Source organism: Novosphingobium sp. FG90 (genome assembly GCF_057808725.1).
In genome coordinates this window covers 24,846-42,608 of sequence record NZ_JBMDIO010000039.1, presented here as the reverse complement: position 1 = coordinate 42,608, position 17,763 = coordinate 24,846, and the positions used below count along the sequence as shown (strand labels likewise).

Sequence of the window (17,763 nt, the reverse complement as noted above, 5' to 3'; positions counted from 1 at the left end):
CACGATGGCCTGGTTTTACGCCGCCCCATGGCCGACTTTTGCTCCGCCGTTGACACGTAGCTTCAAAAACAATATTAAACTTTTGAGTCAAGCGCTGAGACGCGAGGTGAAATATGAATGCAATTACTAATGTCGTTGGTCAGTCACTGGAAGATGGTGCTCGAGTCGCTCGCCTGAAGAAAGCTGTCGACGAGGCTACCTACGGTGGCTGCATCGAGCGCGCAGTGCTTTGGTCAGAGTATTACATGGATGAGGCCAACGATGGGAAATCTACGGCCGTTCAGATAGCTGAAGCGACACGCCACGTCCTGGCCAACAAAACGGTGAAAATCTATCCTGACGAGCTGATTGTTGGCAACTTCACCGCCAAACGGGTCGCCGGCATCTGTTATCCGGAGTTGGGCGGTCTGGGCATAATGATTGGTGTCGACAAACTACCCACCCGCAAGGTCAATCCTCTCGAGATCAGCGAAGACGAGCAGGCAAAACTCCAGTCATATATTCCGTTCTGGATGGACAAGAATATGGTTTATCTTGCCTTTGACGGGCAGGAAGAGCAGATGCGCTTTGTTAAGGAGCAGATTGAAGCACTGCAGTACCAATTGTATGAGGCTGGTGGTATTGCTCACCTGGCACCCGGCTACGAGAAAGTGATCAAACTGGGTGCCGAGGGCATCATCGCCGAGGTGGAGGCCTTCGAGGCACAAACCAACGATCCCTCCAAGCTGGACTTCTACCAGTCTGTGAAAATCTCAATGAATGCGCTGGCAGAGTTTGGTGACCGCTATGCGACCGAGGCGCGTAGGCTGGCAGAGGCTGAAGCGGACCCTCAGCGGAAACTTGATCTAGAGCGGATTGCGGAGGTCTGCGCTCGCGTACCACGTTATGGCGCAACCAGTTTCTATGAAGCGGTCCAATCAATGACCCTCACCCACATCGCCATTTTCCAGGAGACAATAGGTGAAACCACCTGTCCGGGCCGCGTGGACCAATTCCTGAATTCCTACTATGAAGAGGATTTGGCGGCTGGACGTATTTCAAGACAAGAGGCGAAAGATATTCTGGGAGCTTTCTGCGTAAAGCTATGCGAAACCATCCCCATGTACTCCGACGAGCTGACCAGCACGCTCGGTGGATTGACCAGCTGGGAGGTAGTGACCATCGGTGGTCAGGACTCCGAGGGCAACGATGCGACCAATGAACTGAGTTTCATTTTGTTGGAGCTCGCCGATGAGTTGCGCATGCGCCAGCCCAACTTCCACGTCCGTCTCCACGAGAACACACCCAAGGCATTCTACGATGAGGTCATCCGGGTGAACTTCGGCCCGGGTTCGGCGCCCGCCATGTATAACGACGAGACCATCATCGAGTCCATGATGAATGTCGGTTATTCCCTGGAGGATGCCAGGGACTATGTCGCCATCGGCTGTGTTGAGCCCACGGCGCCGGGCAAGACCCTGGGTTCCACCGACGCCGGGATGTACAACATGGCCCTGGCCCTGGAAATGGCGCTCAACGAGGGGTGCCAGTTTGGTTCTGACCGACAGATCGGTGTCAAGACACCCCCGGTCTCCAGCATGAAGAGCATGGATGACGTATTGGACGCCTACAAGGTGCAGGTGAAGCATCAGCTGGGCAAGCTGCACGCGGATTTGCAGAAGTGTGAACAGTTCCACGCCAAGTACCACCCCACCCCGATCACCAGCGCTACGCTGGAAGGCTGTCTCGAGCAGGGTGTTTGCTCTACACAGGGTGGCGCGAAGTACAATTTCTCCGGTATCCAGGGCACCGGCATGGCGGTCGTGGCCGATTCCCTGGGGGCCATTGAGAGTGCTGTGTTCGAGGACAAGTGGCTCACCCTTGAGGAGCTGGTCGCTCACCTGAAAGACAATCTCTCGGATGAGGTTGTGCGGACCAGGCTGAAAGGCATCGATAAATTTGGCAACGATATTCCCAAGGCGGATGCCTGGATGAAGTGGGTCGGGGATCACTACTCCGATTCCATTCACGCCCTGGGCAAGAATACCCGCGGTGGCCAGTACCTGGCGGGCGTGTACTCCAACACTTCCCACACCCACTTCGGCGGGCTGATCAATGCCACACCAAATGGCCGTCGTGCCGGCGAGACCTTCGCCTCGGGTTTTGCGCCGGAAAACGGTGCAGACAAGCGTGGCTCCACCGCCTTGATCAATTCGATGAACCGGATCGATTTCAAGAAGTTTGCCAATGGCATCAACTTCAATATCAAGCTGGATGCCTCCAGTTACGACTGTGACGATGGTAAGAGTGCACTGGGTAGCATGTACAAGGTGTACTTCAAACGGCACGGTATGCAGGTGCAGGCCAATATGCTGGATCCGAAAATCCTGATTGAGGCACGGGACAACCCGGAGTTGCACCCCAACCTGCTGATTCGGGTATCGGGCTACTCGGCGTACTTCAACGATCTGTCACCTGAAATGCAGGATGAGGTGATATCCCGGAGCAGTAATGCGGCCTGATGCAAGCCTGATTGATGCGATAGCAGTTACCGAGCCAAGGAAGGCTTCGCTGTACTTCGACATCAAGAGAAACACCCTGGACGACGGGCCGGGTATTCGCAGCGTGGTGTTCTTCAAGGGCTGCCCGCTGTCTTGTACCTGGTGCCAGAATCCGGAAAGCATCAACACCGGTTACGAACTCTCCTATGATGCAGAGAAGTGCATCAGCTGTCACGACTGTGCTGACGCCTGCCCCGAGCAGGCGATCGACCTGAGTTCGCCCGACAAGATCATCCGCGACAAATGCACCCAGTGCTTCAAGTGCGTTGATGTCTGCCCGTCAGGTGCACTGGAGCGCTGTGGCAATGACATCGACATGGATCAGCTGGTGGAGAAGGTGCTTGAGGACGAGGCCTTCTTCGAGGCCTCCGGCGGCGGTGTCACTGTCTCCGGCGGCGAGGCACTGATGCAGATGGATTCGGTCGGCGAACTGTTTTCGCGGCTGAAGCAGCGGAATGTCCACACGCTGATCCAGACAGCGGGCCTATTCAATTACAAGGTATTTGAAAATCTGGTATTGCCCTACACCGACACCATCTACTTTGATCTCAAGTTGATGGACAGCGATGCGCACAAGCAGTACTGCGGCGTTCCCAACCATTCTATTCATGAGAACTTCAGGAAGGTCCAGGCCCTGGCACGGGATTCGGTGATCGAGGTTCTGCCGCGGGTCCCGTTGGTGCCCTTTATCACCGACACAGATGAAAACCTCAGTGCCATTGCTGACTTTATGCTCGAGAACGGCGTAAAGAACATGCAGATCTTGCCGTACAACCCGATTTGGCTCGACAAGCTGCCACGCTTCGGCAGTGTCCAGCGTCTGGACTTCGGTGAAGGGACAGGCAAGTTCATGCCGGACGCGGAGCTTGACCGCTGTACGGAGATTTTTGAGTCCAGAGGTATTCACGTCCATTGTCACAGGTGATGTATCAGCTCAGACAGCCGGCGCCTTCCTGATTTCGCTTTACCTATAACCCATAATCAATCTGTCCATTGTCCGCCGTCAGCGCCCATGGCACAGATTTGAGGTTGTGATTTAAGGAGGATCTGGGCTTCGTCGTAGTGACGAAGGAACGAAGATGAAGCCCAGATCCTCCAATGCAAAATCGCCAGCCAAGGCCCCTGCAGAGCAGGTGGTGAAGGACATCCGGCGTCAGACCCGTCGCCACTTCTCGGCCGAGGACAAGATCCGCATCGTGCTGGATGGCCTGCGCGGGGAAGACAGCATCGCCGAGCTGTGCCGCAAGGAAGGGATCGCTCAGAGCCTGTACTACACCTGGTCGAAGGAGTTCATGGAAGCGGGCAAGCGCCGCCTGGCGGGCGACACTGCCCGTGCCGCGACCACCGGCGAGGTGCAGGACCTGCGCCGCGAAGCCCGTGCGCTGAAGGAATGCGTGGCCGATCTGACGCTGGAAAACCGGTTGCTCAAAAAAAGCATGATAGCGGATGGGGGCGACGACGAATGAGGTATCCCGCATCCGAGAAGCTCGAGATCATCAGGATCGTCGAGCAGTCACACCTGCCTGCCAAGCGCACGCTGGACCAGCTCGGCATCCCCAGCCGGACATTCTATCGCTGGTATGACCGTTACCTTGAAGGCGGGCCGGAGGCGTTGGAAGATCGGCCATCGGCGCCGAGCCGGGTGTGGAACCGCATCCCGGCTAATATCCACGACCAGATCATCGAGCTGGCGCTGGAACAATCCGAGCTGAGCCCCCGGGAGCTGGCCGTGCACTTCACCGACGAGAAGCGCTACTTCGTGTCGGAAGCCACGGTTTACCGGCTGCTCAAGGCCCACGACCTGATCACCAGCCCGGCCTATGTCGTGATCAAGGCGGCCGACCAGTTCCACACCAAGACCACCCGCCCGAACGAGATGTGGCAGACTGACTTCACCTACTTCAAGATCATCGGGTGGGGCTGGATGTACCTGTCGACCGTGCTCGACGACTTCTCGCGCTACATCATCGCCTGGAAGCTGTGCACCAACATGCGAGCCGAGGATGTGACCGACACACTGGACCTCGCCCTCAAGGCCTCGGGCTGCGACAGCGCCACGGTGCTGCACAAGCCCCGGCTGCTCAGCGATAACGGCCCCAGCTACATTGCTGGCGAACTGGCGGAATACATCGAGGCCCGGAAGATGAGCCATGTCCGCGGCGCTCCGTGTCATCCCCAAACCCAGGGCAAGATCGAGCGCTGGCACCAGACACTGAAAAACCGCATCCTGCTGGAGAACTACTTCCTGCCCGGCGACTTGGAGGCCCAGATCGAGGCCTTCGTCGAGCACTACAACCACCAGCGTTACCACGAGAGCCTGAACAACGTGACGCCCGCCGACGCCTACTGCGGCAGGGCGCCAGCCATCATCAAACAGCGCGAAAGGATCAAGCGACAAACCATCGAACATCGGCGCTTGCAGCACCGCAAGCTCGCCGCCTAACATCTATCCCCAGACGAGGCCCGCACTCCGCTAATCTACGCCGCGATCTGCGCCAAATGTTCTGACGACGGACACCTGGTATCTGAACGCTCCAAATAGTGGCTGACTTCGTGCAACCGAAGGGTCAGCTCATCCGCCATGCGTGGAATCAGACGTTTCGGATCGGCGTCACCTCAAGGTTTGTGCGCCAGACAACGATTTGGCAGACATAATGCGAACATCGGCTAATTAGCGAGCTTGAGGCGCGACATGGGATCGTTGAGCTGGCGGAATTCACCGCCAGGCGGACGCTCCGCCTGCCCTCAAAGGCAGCCGCCGGGCAGGCTACGCCGCGGGGTACGATGCTACTGACATGGCCAAGCCTTCGCTAACGAGCGTTCAGCTCCGGCCACCATATGAACACTCATAAAATAGCTATTCTGCTCCGCCCAGCGTAAATATGCCGCGCGCAGCGCCGATCGGTCATAGCGTGGAGCGCGGCATTCCGCTTTTCGCGCGACGATCATCATGTCGAGCACGCCTTGGAGGTAAGCGCCGCATCGCGGCTCATTCGCTTGACAGCTTACGAACAACGCCGAGCCCGTCGCCGACGCGGGTTCGGTTTGGCCGATCGCACTATCAGGCAGGGCGGCCAAAGCGGCGCATAACAATATCCATCGCCTTGGCCGCATTTTCGTCTCCTATTCCGCAGTATCATTTCGGAAGGGGCGCACGGCCCTCGACGGCCGGCGCCCCGTGCTGATCCATCATTCGCGGCCGAGCACCTGGCCTTCGGGCGTGACGAACAGTTCGATCGTCTTTCCGTCGCTGTTCTTGCCCTTGATTTCATAGAGCGTGCTTCCGTCCGCCTTTCGGGTGACTTGCTCCGCTTTGCTTATTGACGCGAGTTGCGCGCGTGCCGCGTTCATCGCGGCCTCGGGCACCTGAGCAAGCGGGATGTCTCGTTCGCTGTGCTTGCCGATTATCCGGTTTTCGTTCGCCTCGTGGTTTTGCGCGATCGCCACGCCCGCGATCGCCAGCGCGGCCGCGCCCACGCCTGCGACAACAGTGAGAGTTCGTTTGCTACCCATGTTCCATTCCACTTCCTGCATAAGGGCCGTGGGGTCGGGCGGGCGGCGGTTACGGCCCAATGAGCCGTCGTCCGAGTTCAACTCCTCTGATTGTTCATCCTGTCGAGCGCCGCGCGCAGCCCACGGGCGAGCTTGGCTGCGTCGTCGTTGGCCCAGAAGTGCATGAAGAACAGCCGCGGCTCGTCGTTTAGCATATGATTATGCAGCGCCGTGACCTCGATCCCGTTCGTCCGCAGCACGCGCAGGACCGGATCGACCTCGTTTGCGACAAGTACGAAATCGCCGGTGATGGCGGCTCGGCCGTCCCCGGTTGGCTGAAAGTTGATCGCGGTCGCCGTGCCCATCGTCGGCGGAGTCTCCATATCGCCGTCCATCAGCCGCTCGGCGCGCGGAAAGCTGTATTGGAGGATGCCACCGGCCGTCTTGCCCTCACCGCCCATCAACCGGTTGAGCGCGGCCACATCGAGGTCGAGCCGCGATGCGGCTGCGCTGGCCGAAGGCGATTGCGGCGCGGCGAGCGGGGTCCGACTGGCTGATAGCGCTTGCCGGAGCGCGGCCGCGAGCTTCACCGGGTCGCCGTGGCCGGCAATGTGCATGTACATGGTCGCAGGCGAAGAGCGGAGCAGGTGATTGTGGAGCGCGGTGATCGTAAAACCGCTTGCGAGCAGGCGGCTCAAAACGGGGTTCACCTCGTCGTGAGTCAGCACGAGATCGCCCATCACCATCGCCTCGTCGCCCATCGGCTGAAACGCCGCCCAAGAGCCGAGCGCGAGGGAGGGCTTGATCGTCACCCCATCCAGCGTGACGCTCAGGTCCGAACGCGGGAAGCTGTAGCGGTGAACGCCCCCCGGCTGTTCGGCCCCCGCTCGTCCTATCGCCCGGTCGACAGCCGACCAGTCCGGCGCTGCCCATGCCGGGCTTGCCAGCAGGAGGCTGGCGAATCCCAAGGCGATGGTCTTTTTCAGCATAATTGATCCTTCATCAGCGCACTCGACACGGAAAGCCTCACGTCATGCGAGCGCGCCGCCGGCGAGCCGCGACATTGCGCTCCGGTTTCTTTCTTCGGGATAAGCAGTCCTATGCTCATGAGGCTTGTGATGCAACCCTTACACTTGTAGGCTAGTGACGATACAACTATGACAAACACACAAGCTTCCCCTTGGTTGCTCCTGATCCCGCAGCTTCCGGCTAAGCCTGCCTATTTGCGGGTGAAGGTCTGGCGGCGTTTGCAGGCGATCGGGGCCGCGCCGCTCAAGAACGCCGTCCATGCGCTCCCCAATCGCGAGGACACGCGCGCGCTGTTCGAAGAACTGCATCGCGAGATCACCGAAAATGGCGGCGAGGCGCTGATCCTCGAAGCGCGCCTTGTCGGCGGCATGGGCGATGCGGAGCTGCGCGGAGTGTTCGACGCTGCGCGTGACGCCGACTATGAGGAGTTGGCACGCGAGGCGCGCGCGCTGTGTGAGGGCGAGTATGTCGCGGCGGCGGATGTGGGCCGCCTGCGCAAACGCCTGAACGAGGTCGCCGCGATCGACTTTTTCGGTGCGCATGGTCGGCAGGCGGCACAGGCCGCCATCACCGAGGCGGACCGCCGCTCTCACCAACATCCCGATGTGAGCGGCCCCGGTGCGCCCGAGCTGACCCCGGCGGAGCTAAAGCGCCGCGTTTGGGTGACGCGCCGCCATGTCCATGTCGATCGCATCGCGTCCGCCTGGCTCATTCGCCGCTTCATCGACCCCGAGGCGAGCTTCAAGTTCGTCGAGGGCAAAGGATATGTGCCGGAGCCTGACGAACTGAGGTTCGACATGGCGGACGCTGAGTTCACCCACGAAGGCGACCGCTGCTCCTTCGAGACCTTGGTGTTCCTCACCGGTCTCGAGACCGACCCCGCGCTGCGGGCGCTCGGCGAAATTGTTCACGACCTTGATATTGCCGATGCTCGGTTCGAGCGCCCGGAAACTCCGGGAGTGAGCGCGCTTATCGCCGGCATCTGTGCCGGCACCGACGACGACGAGGAGCGGATCGCGCGCGGATCGACCGCGCTCGACGGATTCTATGCTCACTTCACCCGGCGAAAAGAGGACTAAAGATGGAGGCCAGCGCACGCGCTGAAATCGCAGTCGAGACGCTGCACGAGCACGGCATCAGCTTTGGCGAGGCGGTGCGCGTCTGGATCAGGGTCGCGCTGCTCAGCTTCGGCGGACCGGCGGGCCAGATAGCGGTGATGCATCGCATCCTGGTCGAGGAGAAGCGCTGGATCGGCGAGGAGCGGTTCCTCCACGCGCTCAACTATTGCATGCTGCTGCCCGGCCCTGAAGCGCAACAGCTAGCTGTCTATATTGGCTGGTTGCTCCATAAGACCAAGGGCGGCCTGGTCGCGGGCGCGCTATTCGTGCTGCCCGGCTTCCTCGCGATTTTAGGGCTCAGCTATGTCTATGTGCTGCTCGGCGAAGTGGCGCTGGTCGAGGGATTGTTCTTCGGATTGAAGGCCGCCGTGCTGGCGGTGGTGCTACAGGCGGTGGTCCGGGTGGGTTCGCGTGCCTTGAAGAACAACGTCATGCGCGGTTTTGCCGCGCTGGCGTTCGTCGCGATCTTCGTGCTCGACGTGCCCTTCCCGCTGATCGTGCTTGCCGCCGCGCTGATCGGCTTCTTCGGTGGCCGCGCTGGTTACGCCGCATTCAAGGGCGGCGGCGGACATGGTCCCGCCGGCGCTGAGATAATCCACGACCGCGACACCGCTCTTGGCGAGGGCCTTCCCGACCATGCCCGGCCGAACCTCTCTTGGTCGCTGCGCATCTCCGGCGTCCTGCTGCTGCTCTGGCTCGGGCCGGTCGCAGCGCTGCTGTTCGCGTTCGGCCCCGACGACGTGTTCAGCCGCATCGCCACCTTCTTCAGCCAGATGGCGGTGGTGACCTTCGGCGGCGCCTATGCGGTGCTCGCCTATGTCGCGCAGGAGGCAGTCGAGACCTATGGCTGGCTCCAGCCCGGCGAGATGCTCGACGGGCTCGGCATGGCCGAGACCACGCCCGGGCCGCTGATCATGGTGACGCAGTTCGTCGGCTTCCTCGCGGCCTTCCGCGAAGCGACCGGGCTGCCGCCGCTCGTCGCCGCGACCTTCGGCGCAATCCTCACCACCTGGGTTACCTTCCTGCCATGCTTCCTGTGGATCTTCGCCGGCGCGCCATTCATCGAGCGGCTGCGCGGCAACCGCGCATTGTCGGCCGCGCTTTCGGCGATCACCGCCGCAGTGGTCGGCGTGATCCTCAATCTGGCGGTCTGGTTTGGTATCCACACTCTGTTCGAGCAAGTCCGCGAAGTGCCGTTCGCAGCCGGCACCATCGATCTCCCAGTCCTAACGTCCGTCAACTGGCCGGCGCTGGCGCTCGCGGTGGGTGCGATACTCGCCATGTTCCGGTTCAAGGCCGGCATGCTGCCGGTGCTCGGCGTCTGCTCGGTCCTCGGGGCCGCATATGTAATGATCATCTGAAGGAGTGACGCGTGACGATCGACCATCTTTCCCGACGCAGTGCAATCGCAACTCTTGGCATCGGAGCCGCCGCCATGACTATCAACGAAGCCTCTGCGCAGACGCCGGCCGCAGCGCCGGCGGCTGTCCCCGCCTTTGCCGGAAATCATCAGGTCAAGCCGCTCAGGTTCAATCCCGCCAGGCTTCACGGCCTCTCCGAAAGGCTGATCACATCGCACCACGAGAACAATTATGCGGGCTCGGTCAAGGCCCTGAATATGATCGAGACACGACTTGCCGCCGCGCTCGCTGACACGGACCTGCCGCCGGTGGTCTATGGCGGATTGAAGCGCGAGGAGCTGCACCGCACCGGCTCGGTCGTGCTCCATGAGGTCTATTTCGACGGGCTCGGCGGCAACGGCCAGGCAGCCGGTTCCATCCGCGACGCGCTGGGCGCGGCGTTCGGCTCGTTCGACCGCTGGGAAGCCGACTTCCGCCGTACCGGGATGAGCCTTGCCGGCGGATCGGGCTGGTGCGTGCTCGTCTACAATCTCCACACGCGCTCGCTGCACAACCATTGGGCGTGGGATCATATGCACGGTGCGATTGCCGGCGTGCCGCTGCTCGCGCTCGATATGTACGAGCACAGTTTCCACATGGATTACGGCACCGCCGCCGCCAAATATGTCGACGCCTTCTTCCGCAACATCGACTGGGAAGTGGTCGACCGGCGCTATGCCGCGGCTTTGCGCGGCGGCGGCTGAACCCGACCGCCGTGGCTTAACACCCACTGCTGCGCGACACCTGAGTTCGCGACCACAAAGGGGACAGGTCCGATGGGGAGATGCAACAATGACATCCGGCCCGAACATCGCTCTTCTTTGGCGTGGGAAAGCAGCCGAGTGGACGCATCGCTTTCATGAAGCCCGGCAGTGGCCGATAATGCAGGCCTTGCGGGCGCTCGGGGCGACCGCAAGGCCTGTACTGTACAGGGACGAGGCGGTTCGCGAGATTCGGGACGAGCTGCTGTCGTGCGACGCAGTGCTGGTCTGGGTGAATCCGTTGGACATTTCAGGCGACCGCTCGCAGCTCGATCCAATGCTGCGCGAAGTCGCGGGGTGCGGCGTTGTCGTCAGCGCGCATCCTGACGTGATCGCCAAAATCGGCGTCAAGGAAGTGCTCTACACAACGCGATCCATGGAATGGGGCAGCGATGTCGATCGATACGTGGACGCTGAAGGCCTTCGCGCTCGTTTCCCCGAACATCTTGCCGCAGGCCCGCGCGTGCTGAAGCCGAACTACGGCAACGGCGGCAGGAATGTATGGCGTGTCCAACTAGACGAAGCGGGAAACGCTCCGGCTTTGAAAACGTCGGTGAAAGTTCAAGAGGCCCGCCAAGGAAGCAAATCGGAGCGCATCAGCCTAGGCCCTGTTGACATAGTGGGTGAGCCACAGCTTTGCGGAAGCGAGGCATAGGAAGCCGAGGAAGGACGTTGCGGTTTTGTCGTAGCGCGTGGCGATCCGGCGGGATTGCTTGAGGCGGTTGAACAGCCGCTCGACCTGGTTGCGGTCCCGATAGCGCCGGAAGTCGCAAGCCGCCGGCTTACGGCGGTTCGCCTTGGGCGGGATGATCGGCAGGATGCCGCGCCACAGCAGCTCTTCGCGGACGGCGTCGCCATCATAGCCCTTGTCGGCGAGCAAGGCGTCAGGCTTGGGCACGGGCATGTCGAGCAGCGCTGGCACGGCACGGTAATCCGAGACCTCGCCCCCGGTCAGGACGAAGCCAAGAGGGCGTCCCTGACCGTCACAGCGGGCGTGGATCTTGCTCGTAAAGCCGCCGCGGCTTCGACCAAAGCCCTCCTTGCAGGTCCCCCTTTAGCGCCCGCTGCCTGAGAATGGCCGCGGACGGTCGTGCTGTCGATCATGTGCTGCCAGTCGTCGGTAAGCCCCAGATCGACCAACGTCGTCAGCATCGCGTCCCAGACGCCTTGCTCGGCCCAGCGCCGGAACCGGACGTAGACCGAGTTCCACTTGCCATAGCGCTCGTGCATGTCGCGCCACGGGCAGCCTACCCGCAGAACGTGCAGCATTCCGTTCAGGAACCGCCGGTTGTCATGCGACGGCCGCGCCTTGCGGCCGCGCTCCGGTGGAAGCAGCGCCCCGATGACCGCCCATTCCTCGTCCGACACGTCGCCTCGACCCAAAGCCACCTCCAAAAAGGAAGCCTTGAATCAGAGATCACACCCGCTGGGAATCCACTATGTCAACAGGGCCTAGCCGAGTGCTTGGAAAGGTGGGTGCCGTTTCTAAACGACGGCGGCGTGCTGATCGATCAGGCTTATCAGCCGCAGTCGTCCGAGGGCATGGTCCGCTGCTACGTGTGCGGGCACCGAGTGGTTGGCTTTGGGCACAACCTGATCACTGCGCTGATGACGCCAACGGCCATTGATACAACGTCGTCAACCCCACAGCCGATGGGCCGCGCCATGTTCGGACCGGAGGTGACGCGCTTCGCAGCCTTACGGAAAGCGATGGAGGATCGCTGGATTCCAGAGATGCAAAGGTTGCTGTCGATCGTCGACCACGATCTTCCGCTTCTTTGGGACGCCGACTTCCTATTTCGCCCTGGTGAAGCCATCAGCGATGGCTCCTATGCGCTTTGCGAGATCAATGCTAGTTCGGTTGCACCATTTCCGCCAAGCGCCGTCCAGCCAGTCGCCGCAGCGGCAATCGGTCGCGCTCTTGCCATTCGTTTGACGAAGGAGACCTCCAATCCTCATTGATATGATTCAAGCAATTCAAGAGACGTGACATTGGTCGTATCAATCAGACAAGCCTAAGGGTGAGCGAGGCTGGGTGAAACCGGCTCAGGTGGCAGCGCGGAGATACTGGTAGAGGGTTTCGCGACTGATCCCCAGGTCACGGGCGATGACGGCCTTGCGCTCGCCGTCATCAACACGGCGGTGCAGCTCGGCGACCATTTCGTCGGAGAGGGAACGTTTCCGCCCGCGATAAGCACCGCGTTGTCTGGCGACCGCAATGCCTTCGCGCTGCCGCTCCCGGATCAGGGCGCGCTCGAATTCGGCGAACGCACCCATGACCGAGAGCATCAGGTTGGCCATCGGGGAATCCTCGCCCGAGAAGGCCAGGCTTTCCTTCACGAACTCGATCCGGACGCCTCTTTTGGTGAGGGACTGAACCAGTTTGCGCAGATCGTCGAGATTACGCGCCAATCGATCCATGCTGTGGACCACGACGGTGTCACCCTCGCGGGCGAAGGCGAGCATGGCATCGAGTTCGGGGCGGTTGATGTCCTTGCCCGATGCCTTGTCGGTGAAAATCCGGTCGAGCGACTGCCCGTCCAACTGGCGATCGACATTCTGATCGAATGTGCTCACCCGGACGTAACCGATCCTCTGGCCTTTCATCGCCGCCTCCGGTCAAAATGTCAGGTTGAATTCTATGACACGGCGGAACATGCGTCAATAAATGCTTGCCATAACCCTATCCTGACAGAAACCGCCGCTGCATCCTGACGTCCGGTTAGGCTATACTCCAGATTGACGCTAGCCTGTCGCTCTCGACTCGGGATGGAGGCAGGATGGCGCGGCGGCGATTATTGACCGGAGAAGAAAGGCGTCGCCTGTTCGATATCCCCCATGACGAAACCGCGATCGTCGGCCACTATACCCTTGCCGCCGAGGATCTCGAACTGGTCGGTCGCCGCTATCGCCCTGCCAACCGCCTCGGTCTGGCAACGCAGATCGCGCTTATGCGGCATCCCGGCTTCGGTTTGCAGCCCGACGTCGACGTCCCCGATGCGGTCCTTCACTATCTCGCCGCCCAGCTCTTCGTCGATGTTGATGCGTTCGCCGACTATGGCCAGCGCGCGCAAACACGTAACGATCATGCCGACATTGCGGCACGGCATCTGGGGCTACACCCTTTTCGGCGAGGGGATATACCGCTCGCGCTCGATCTCGCCGCAAGAGCTGCGGAGCGGACCGATCGGGGCGAACCTATTGTCCGCGCATTGATGGAGGGGCTGAAGCAGGAACGCTTCATTCTTCCATCGGCAGACACGCTCGAACGTGCGGGCCTCGCCGGCAGGGCACGCGCCCGCAAAGCCGCGGCGGCGCTCATTGTCGAAAGCCTGGGTCATGCCGAACTGGCGCGGATCGATGATCTGATCGTCAACAACAGCGACTTCGGCATGACGCCGCTGGCCTGGCTGCGCAATTTCGAGGAAGCGCCCACCACGGCGAACATCAACGGGCTGCTGGAACGGCTACGCTATGTGCGCGGAATCGGCATCGACCCGGCGATCGGCGCGAAAATCCCCGACTTCCGGTTCGCGCAGTTCATGCGCGAAGGTGGCGTTGCGCCGGCGTTCCTGCTCTCCGATTATAGCCTTAACAGGCGCCGCGCGACGCTGATCGCGGCGGTCATCGACCTCGATGCCAGGCTCGCCGATGGTGCGATCCAGATGTTCGACAGGCTTGTCGGAAGCCTGTTCACACGGGCGCGGCGCGGGCGGGAAAGGCGCTATCAGGACAGCATCCGCTCGGTCGGCGAACTTATGCGGCTGTTCGGCGCGACGATCGCCGCGCTGGGAGAGGCGGTCGAACATGGCGGTAATCCGCTCGAACTGATCGACGAAGCGGTAGGCTGGCACAGACTGGTCGCAGCCAAATCGCAGGTCGATGCGCTGGCCGAGCTGGCGGGCGAAGATGCGCTTGTCGCGGCGACTGGTCGCTATGCGACGCTGCGGCGGTTCAGCCCGGCTTTCCTCGATACATTCACGTTCAAGGCATCGGGGAGCGGATCGCAACTGGTCAAGGCCATCGAGGTCATCCGCGATACCAATGCCCGCAAGGCCCGCAGCCTGCCCGAGGGCGTTCCGCTCCCATTCGCCAACCGGCAGTGGAAGCGCCTCATCACCGAAGGTGGCCAGGTCGATCGCCGGCGATACGAGACGGCCATCATGGCCACGCTGCGCGATCGGTTGCGCGCCGGCGACATATGGGTCGAAGGAACCCGCAATTATCGCCGCTTCGACACCTATTTGCTGAGTCGACGCGATGCCGATAAGGTGGCCGACAGCCTGCCATTCCAGACCGATGCGGCCGCCTATCTGGAGGAGCGGGCAAGGACGCTCGACTGGCGGCTGCGCCGTTTCGCCAAGCAACTCAAGGCGAACAGGCTCGCGGGCGTGGCGCTCGAACGCGACCGGCTCAAGCTGCAACCCATGCCGGCGATCACTCCACCCGAGGCGGAGGCTCTCGATCGCAGGCTCGACGCCTTGCTTCCGCGCGTGCGGATCACCGAACTCCTGGTCGAGGTGGCCGAGCGCACCGGGTTCCTGAGCGCATTTCGCGATCTTCGGTCCGGCAAGGAGCATGACAACCCGCACGCGATCCTCGCCGCCATTCTCGCTGATGGATCGAATCTGGGTCTAGAGCGCATGGCCAACGCCAGCGACGGGGTGAGCTACGCCCAGCTTGCCTGGACCCACAACTGGTATTTGTCGCCCGAAAACTATCAGGCCGCGTTGGGGATGATCGTTGCCGCGCACCATGATCTTCCTTTCACGCGCCATTGGGGAGCCGGCACTAGTTCATCCTCCGATGGGCAGTTCTTCCGCTCGGGCCGCAACCGATCGGCGGCGGCCGACATCAATGCGAAATATGGCAGCGAGCCGGGCCTGAAGATCTACTCCCACCTGTCCGATCATTTTGCCTCGTTCGGATCGCGGATCATGTCGGCCACCGCCGGCGAGGCCCCCTACGTGCTGGATGGCCTGATGCTCGGCGCCGGCGCGCTACCGCTGCATGAGCATTACACTGATACCGGCGGCGCGACGGACCATGTCTTTGCCCTTTGCCATCTTCTCGGCTTCCGGTTCGTGCCCCGTCTGCGCGACATCGCCGACCGGAAACTCGGCTCGATCGCCGCGCCTTCGACCTACAAAGGCATCGAAAGCCTCATGGGCCGCACGATCAAGACGGCGGCGATCGAAGCCGATTGGGATGACATCGTCAGGATCGTCGCCTCCATTAAGGAAGGAGCCGTTGCGCCCTCCGCGATCCTGCGCAAGCTGGCCGCCTACAAGGCCCAGTCGGCCCCAAGCTGCGATTTTGGCCAAGTCGGAGAACGTTTTGGGAACGTGGCATTCGGTATTGACGATGGAAATCATAGAAGAGGACAGTTCGCTCCATCATAGGGAGTGGGTTGATGGATCGGAGTATTCCGGGCGGGGATTTGATCGGACGATGGAGCCTGAGCTTTGCCGATATTGATTTTGTAAATTCGAAGCCGGCCCTGACGCGCCTTGGCCTCGCCGCGCAGCTGAAATTCTTCGCTTCCCTGGGGTTTTTCGCGATCGATCCCGGCTCAATCCCTACCGATGGCCTCTCGTATCTGGCCGAGCAACTCGGTGTCGAGGCTGGCGAGATAGCCGGTTATGACTTTTCCAGTCGGACAGCACGACGGCATTGTCCCACATTCCCCAAGTAAATCGCTGATTTTGCTGTCAGGATCTCAATATTTCCGATATAAATCATGGTGTTGATGGCCGTGAGGGGCGCGTTTGATGGATCACCCAGAGGGTGCGGGTTCGAAGCGGGCAGATCGGGTCGAGTTCGACCGCCGGGTGCATGTGGAGTTCCGAGGTGCGCAGCTCAGTTCCGACGGCGGCCTGCTGGTGATGCGCGAGCTGGATGACGCGCTCGGGCTGTCCGATCTGGCGGCAAAAGCATTGCGCGACACCCGGCGCGGCAAGAACACGGTCCACCGGCTTGACGGGTTGTTCCGGCAATCGGTGTTCGGGCGACTGGCCGGATACGAGGATGTGAACGACGCCGACCGCCTGGCCCTCGATCCGGTGATGCGCCAGGTCGTGGGTGGAAGGGCTGTCGATGCGCAAGCGGCCTCGGCCTCGCAGATGGGACGGTTCGAGACCGAGACACTGGCACAGCCCGAGAACCGTGCCGCGCTGGCCGACCTGAATGGCCAATGGATCGACCGGTTCCATGACCGTAACGGGCTGAAGTACATCGTTCTGGACATGGACAGTTCGGTCAGCCCCACCCATGGCGATCAGGAGGGCGCGGCCTGGAACGGGCATTTCGACTGCACCTGCTATCACCCGAACTTTTTGTTCAACCAGTTCGGCATGCTGGAGCGCTGCGCCTTGCGCCATGGCAACGTCCACAGCGCCGATGGCTGGCGGGACGTTCTCGACCCCGTCATCGCCCGCTACGCGGAGCGCGACCTTTGCGGCCGGTTCTTCCGGGCTGACGCCGCCTACGCGATCCCCGCGATCTATGAGCGGCTGGAAGAAGCCCGATTCTTCTACGCCATCCGGCTGCCTGCGAACAACGTCCTGCGCGAGAAGATCGCGCATCGGCTGACGCGCCCTGTCGGGCGACCTTCGCTGACCAAGGTCAAGCGCTTCTACGAAGACTTCGAGTATCAGGCGGCATCCTGGGACAAGGAACGCCGGGTGATCGCCAAGATCGAATGGCATCCGGGCGAACTGTTCCCGCGTGTCGGCTTCATCGTCACCAACCTGCCGATGGAGCCCGACTGGGTGGTGCGGTTCTATAACCAGCGCGGCACCGCCGAGCAGCACATCAAGGAAGGTAAATATGCCTTCCACTGGACGCGGCTGTCATGCCGGAAGTTCCGCGACAATGAGGTGCGACTGCAACTGCATGCGCTGGCCTACAACCTGGCCATCTTCTTGCGCTGCATCGAGTTGCCCGAGACGATGGCCGACTGGTCGTTGACCAGCCTGCAACTGAAGCTGATCAAGATCGGGGCACGTGTCGTCCGCCATGCCCGCGCCATCACCTTCCAGCTGGCCGAGGTGGCCGTCACCGGTCCGATGGTCCGCGCCATCCTCGCCGCCATCCGCCGATTGCGAGCGCCTCCGCTATGCGCATGACCGCCATCCACGCCCAAACTGAACGAAAACGGCAGGATGGGTCTGTCCGCTGCGCTGAAAAACACCGCCACCAGGGCACAACACGGCGGCTTCGCGGGCCGATCTGCCCTGTCTCAGCGCCTTGCGCGCCCGACGACGCCGCTCGGGACGGAAAATGATTGTCCTGCGGTCGGATTCAGGCGAAGCTCACGTCAGACGGCATGCCACTTGGGGAATGTATGGTCATAAGATTTGCGGCGGTCCGCCTCGCAGAGGAGCGCCATACCGACTCAAGGGTTTTGATGCTGAGCGCGACC

General features: G+C 61.5%; 14 protein-coding genes and 2 pseudogenes. 11 read left to right on the top strand and 5 right to left on the bottom strand.

Features of this window, described 5'->3' with window-relative positions; translation table 11 throughout:
* The first annotated feature begins 113 nt into the window (after positions 1 to 113).
* The 3 genes from ACODRZ_RS22965 (at position 114) to ACODRZ_RS22955 (ending at position 4,983) form a co-directional block, all read left to right on the top strand.
* A complete protein-coding gene (locus ACODRZ_RS22965; protein ID WP_488972794.1) occupies positions 114 to 2,501 on the top strand; it encodes a pyruvate formate lyase family protein in 2,388 nt (795 codons plus the stop codon).
* On the top strand, positions 2,491 to 3,465 hold the full coding sequence (locus tag ACODRZ_RS22960) for a glycyl-radical enzyme activating protein (protein ID WP_156859321.1): 975 nt from the start codon (positions 2,491 to 2,493) through the stop codon (positions 3,463 to 3,465). The genes ACODRZ_RS22965 and ACODRZ_RS22960 overlap by 11 nt, the downstream gene beginning before the upstream one ends.
* A gap of 154 nt (positions 3,466 to 3,619) precedes the next feature.
* Positions 3,620 to 4,983 (top strand): IS3 family transposase gene (locus ACODRZ_RS22955; protein WP_488963133.1). Its coding sequence is split into 2 segments (ribosomal slippage): positions 3,620 to 3,968 and positions 3,968 to 4,983, totalling 1,365 coding nucleotides; the frame shifts between segments, so codons are not numbered across the junction.
* A gap of 344 nt (positions 4,984 to 5,327) precedes the next feature.
* On the opposite strand, the gene ACODRZ_RS22950 is transcribed toward ACODRZ_RS22955, so the two are convergent.
* The 3 genes from ACODRZ_RS22950 to ACODRZ_RS22940 all read right to left on the bottom strand — a co-directional run bounded on the left by ACODRZ_RS22950 (position 5,328) and on the right by ACODRZ_RS22940 (position 7,021).
* Positions 5,328 to 5,654, bottom strand: a complete 327-nt coding sequence (locus ACODRZ_RS22950; RefSeq protein ID WP_223178489.1) for a Rap1a/Tai family immunity protein — start codon at positions 5,652 to 5,654, stop codon at positions 5,328 to 5,330.
* A gap of 75 nt (positions 5,655 to 5,729) precedes the next feature.
* Positions 5,730 to 6,134: a PepSY domain-containing protein gene (locus tag ACODRZ_RS22945; RefSeq protein WP_235682153.1), complete on the bottom strand. Its 405-nt coding sequence runs from the start codon at positions 6,132 to 6,134 to the stop codon at positions 5,730 to 5,732.
* Entirely contained in the window at positions 6,131 to 7,021 is an 891-nt protein-coding gene (locus tag ACODRZ_RS22940) for a DUF1259 domain-containing protein (RefSeq protein ID WP_008603797.1), read from the bottom strand. Before ACODRZ_RS22940 ends, ACODRZ_RS22945 begins: the two co-directional genes overlap by 4 nt.
* A gap of 168 nt (positions 7,022 to 7,189) precedes the next feature.
* Between ACODRZ_RS22940 and ACODRZ_RS22935 the strand changes: the two genes are divergently transcribed.
* The 4 genes from ACODRZ_RS22935 (at position 7,190) to ACODRZ_RS22920 (ending at position 10,995) form a co-directional block, all read left to right on the top strand.
* Positions 7,190 to 8,140: a chromate resistance protein ChrB domain-containing protein gene (locus tag ACODRZ_RS22935; RefSeq protein ID WP_025160483.1), complete on the top strand. Its 951-nt coding sequence runs from the start codon at positions 7,190 to 7,192 to the stop codon at positions 8,138 to 8,140.
* A gap of 2 nt (positions 8,141 to 8,142) precedes the next feature.
* The gene (chrA, locus tag ACODRZ_RS22930) at positions 8,143 to 9,540 is read left to right on the top strand and encodes a chromate efflux transporter (RefSeq protein WP_008603799.1); all 1,398 of its coding nucleotides are present in this window, start codon (positions 8,143 to 8,145) and stop codon (positions 9,538 to 9,540) included.
* 74 nt (positions 9,541 to 9,614) lie between these two features.
* Positions 9,615 to 10,283 carry a superoxide dismutase gene (locus ACODRZ_RS22925; RefSeq protein ID WP_017184236.1) on the top strand — a complete coding sequence of 223 codons (669 nt, stop codon included), beginning with the start codon at positions 9,615 to 9,617 and terminating at the stop codon, positions 10,281 to 10,283.
* Positions 10,284 to 10,371: 88 nt separating this feature from the next.
* Entirely contained in the window at positions 10,372 to 10,995 is a 624-nt protein-coding gene (locus ACODRZ_RS22920; protein ID WP_160165733.1) for a Cj0069 family protein, read from the top strand.
* Here the strand turns inward: ACODRZ_RS22920 and ACODRZ_RS22915 are convergent.
* A pseudogene (locus ACODRZ_RS22915) lies at positions 10,942 to 11,723 on the bottom strand (IS5 family transposase). The gene ACODRZ_RS22920 and the pseudogene ACODRZ_RS22915 sit on opposite strands and share 54 nt — an antisense overlap.
* Positions 11,724 to 11,816: 93 nt before the next feature.
* On the opposite strand from ACODRZ_RS22915, the gene ACODRZ_RS22910 reads away from it, so the two are divergent.
* Complete coding sequence (locus tag ACODRZ_RS22910) at positions 11,817 to 12,302, top strand: Cj0069 family protein (protein ID WP_145206876.1); 486 nt, start codon at positions 11,817 to 11,819, stop codon at positions 12,300 to 12,302.
* An 84-nt stretch (positions 12,303 to 12,386) separates the two neighbouring features.
* Here ACODRZ_RS22910 and ACODRZ_RS22905 read toward each other — a convergent pair whose 3' ends face one another.
* On the bottom strand, positions 12,387 to 12,947 hold the full coding sequence (locus ACODRZ_RS22905; RefSeq protein ID WP_017184234.1) for a recombinase family protein: 561 nt from the start codon (positions 12,945 to 12,947) through the stop codon (positions 12,387 to 12,389).
* Between the two features lie 173 nt (positions 12,948 to 13,120).
* Between ACODRZ_RS22905 and ACODRZ_RS22900 the strand changes: the two are divergent.
* From ACODRZ_RS22900 to ACODRZ_RS22890, 3 genes and pseudogenes are all read left to right on the top strand, one after another.
* A pseudogene (locus tag ACODRZ_RS22900) lies at positions 13,121 to 15,638 on the top strand (Tn3 family transposase); the annotation flags it as partial.
* Positions 15,639 to 15,753: 115 nt separating this feature from the next.
* Entirely contained in the window at positions 15,754 to 16,035 is a 282-nt protein-coding gene (locus ACODRZ_RS22895) for a DUF4158 domain-containing protein (RefSeq protein ID WP_488972793.1), read from the top strand.
* 76 nt (positions 16,036 to 16,111) lie between these two features.
* Positions 16,112 to 17,467, top strand: coding sequence for an IS1380-like element ISKpn23 family transposase (locus ACODRZ_RS22890; protein WP_003168745.1), 1,356 nt, complete (start codon positions 16,112 to 16,114; stop codon positions 17,465 to 17,467).
* The last annotated feature ends 296 nt before the right edge of the window (positions 17,468 to 17,763 follow it).

Excerpts from the sequence above, each read along its gene's own strand:
- ACODRZ_RS22925 (WP_017184236.1), top strand. The coding sequence starts at position 9,615 with ATGACTATCAACGAAGCCTCTGCGCAGACGCCGGCCGCAGCGCCGGCG.
- ACODRZ_RS22960 (WP_156859321.1), top strand. The coding sequence starts at position 2,491 with ATGCGGCCTGATGCAAGCCTGATTGATGCGATAGCAGTTACCGAGCCA.
- ACODRZ_RS22895 (WP_488972793.1), top strand. The coding sequence starts at position 15,754 with ATGGATCGGAGTATTCCGGGCGGGGATTTGATCGGACGATGGAGCCTG.
- ACODRZ_RS22890 (WP_003168745.1), top strand. The coding sequence starts at position 16,112 with ATGGATCACCCAGAGGGTGCGGGTTCGAAGCGGGCAGATCGGGTCGAG.
- ACODRZ_RS22940 (WP_008603797.1), bottom strand. The coding sequence starts at position 7,021 with ATGCTGAAAAAGACCATCGCCTTGGGATTCGCCAGCCTCCTGCTGGCA.
- ACODRZ_RS22905 (WP_017184234.1), bottom strand. The coding sequence starts at position 12,947 with ATGAAAGGCCAGAGGATCGGTTACGTCCGGGTGAGCACATTCGATCAG.
- ACODRZ_RS22965 (WP_488972794.1), top strand. The coding sequence starts at position 114 with ATGAATGCAATTACTAATGTCGTTGGTCAGTCACTGGAAGATGGTGCT.
- chrA (WP_008603799.1), top strand. The coding sequence starts at position 8,143 with ATGGAGGCCAGCGCACGCGCTGAAATCGCAGTCGAGACGCTGCACGAG.
- ACODRZ_RS22935 (WP_025160483.1), top strand. The coding sequence starts at position 7,190 with ATGACAAACACACAAGCTTCCCCTTGGTTGCTCCTGATCCCGCAGCTT.
- ACODRZ_RS22920 (WP_160165733.1), top strand. The coding sequence starts at position 10,372 with ATGACATCCGGCCCGAACATCGCTCTTCTTTGGCGTGGGAAAGCAGCC.
- ACODRZ_RS22950 (WP_223178489.1), bottom strand. The coding sequence starts at position 5,654 with ATGCGGCCAAGGCGATGGATATTGTTATGCGCCGCTTTGGCCGCCCTG.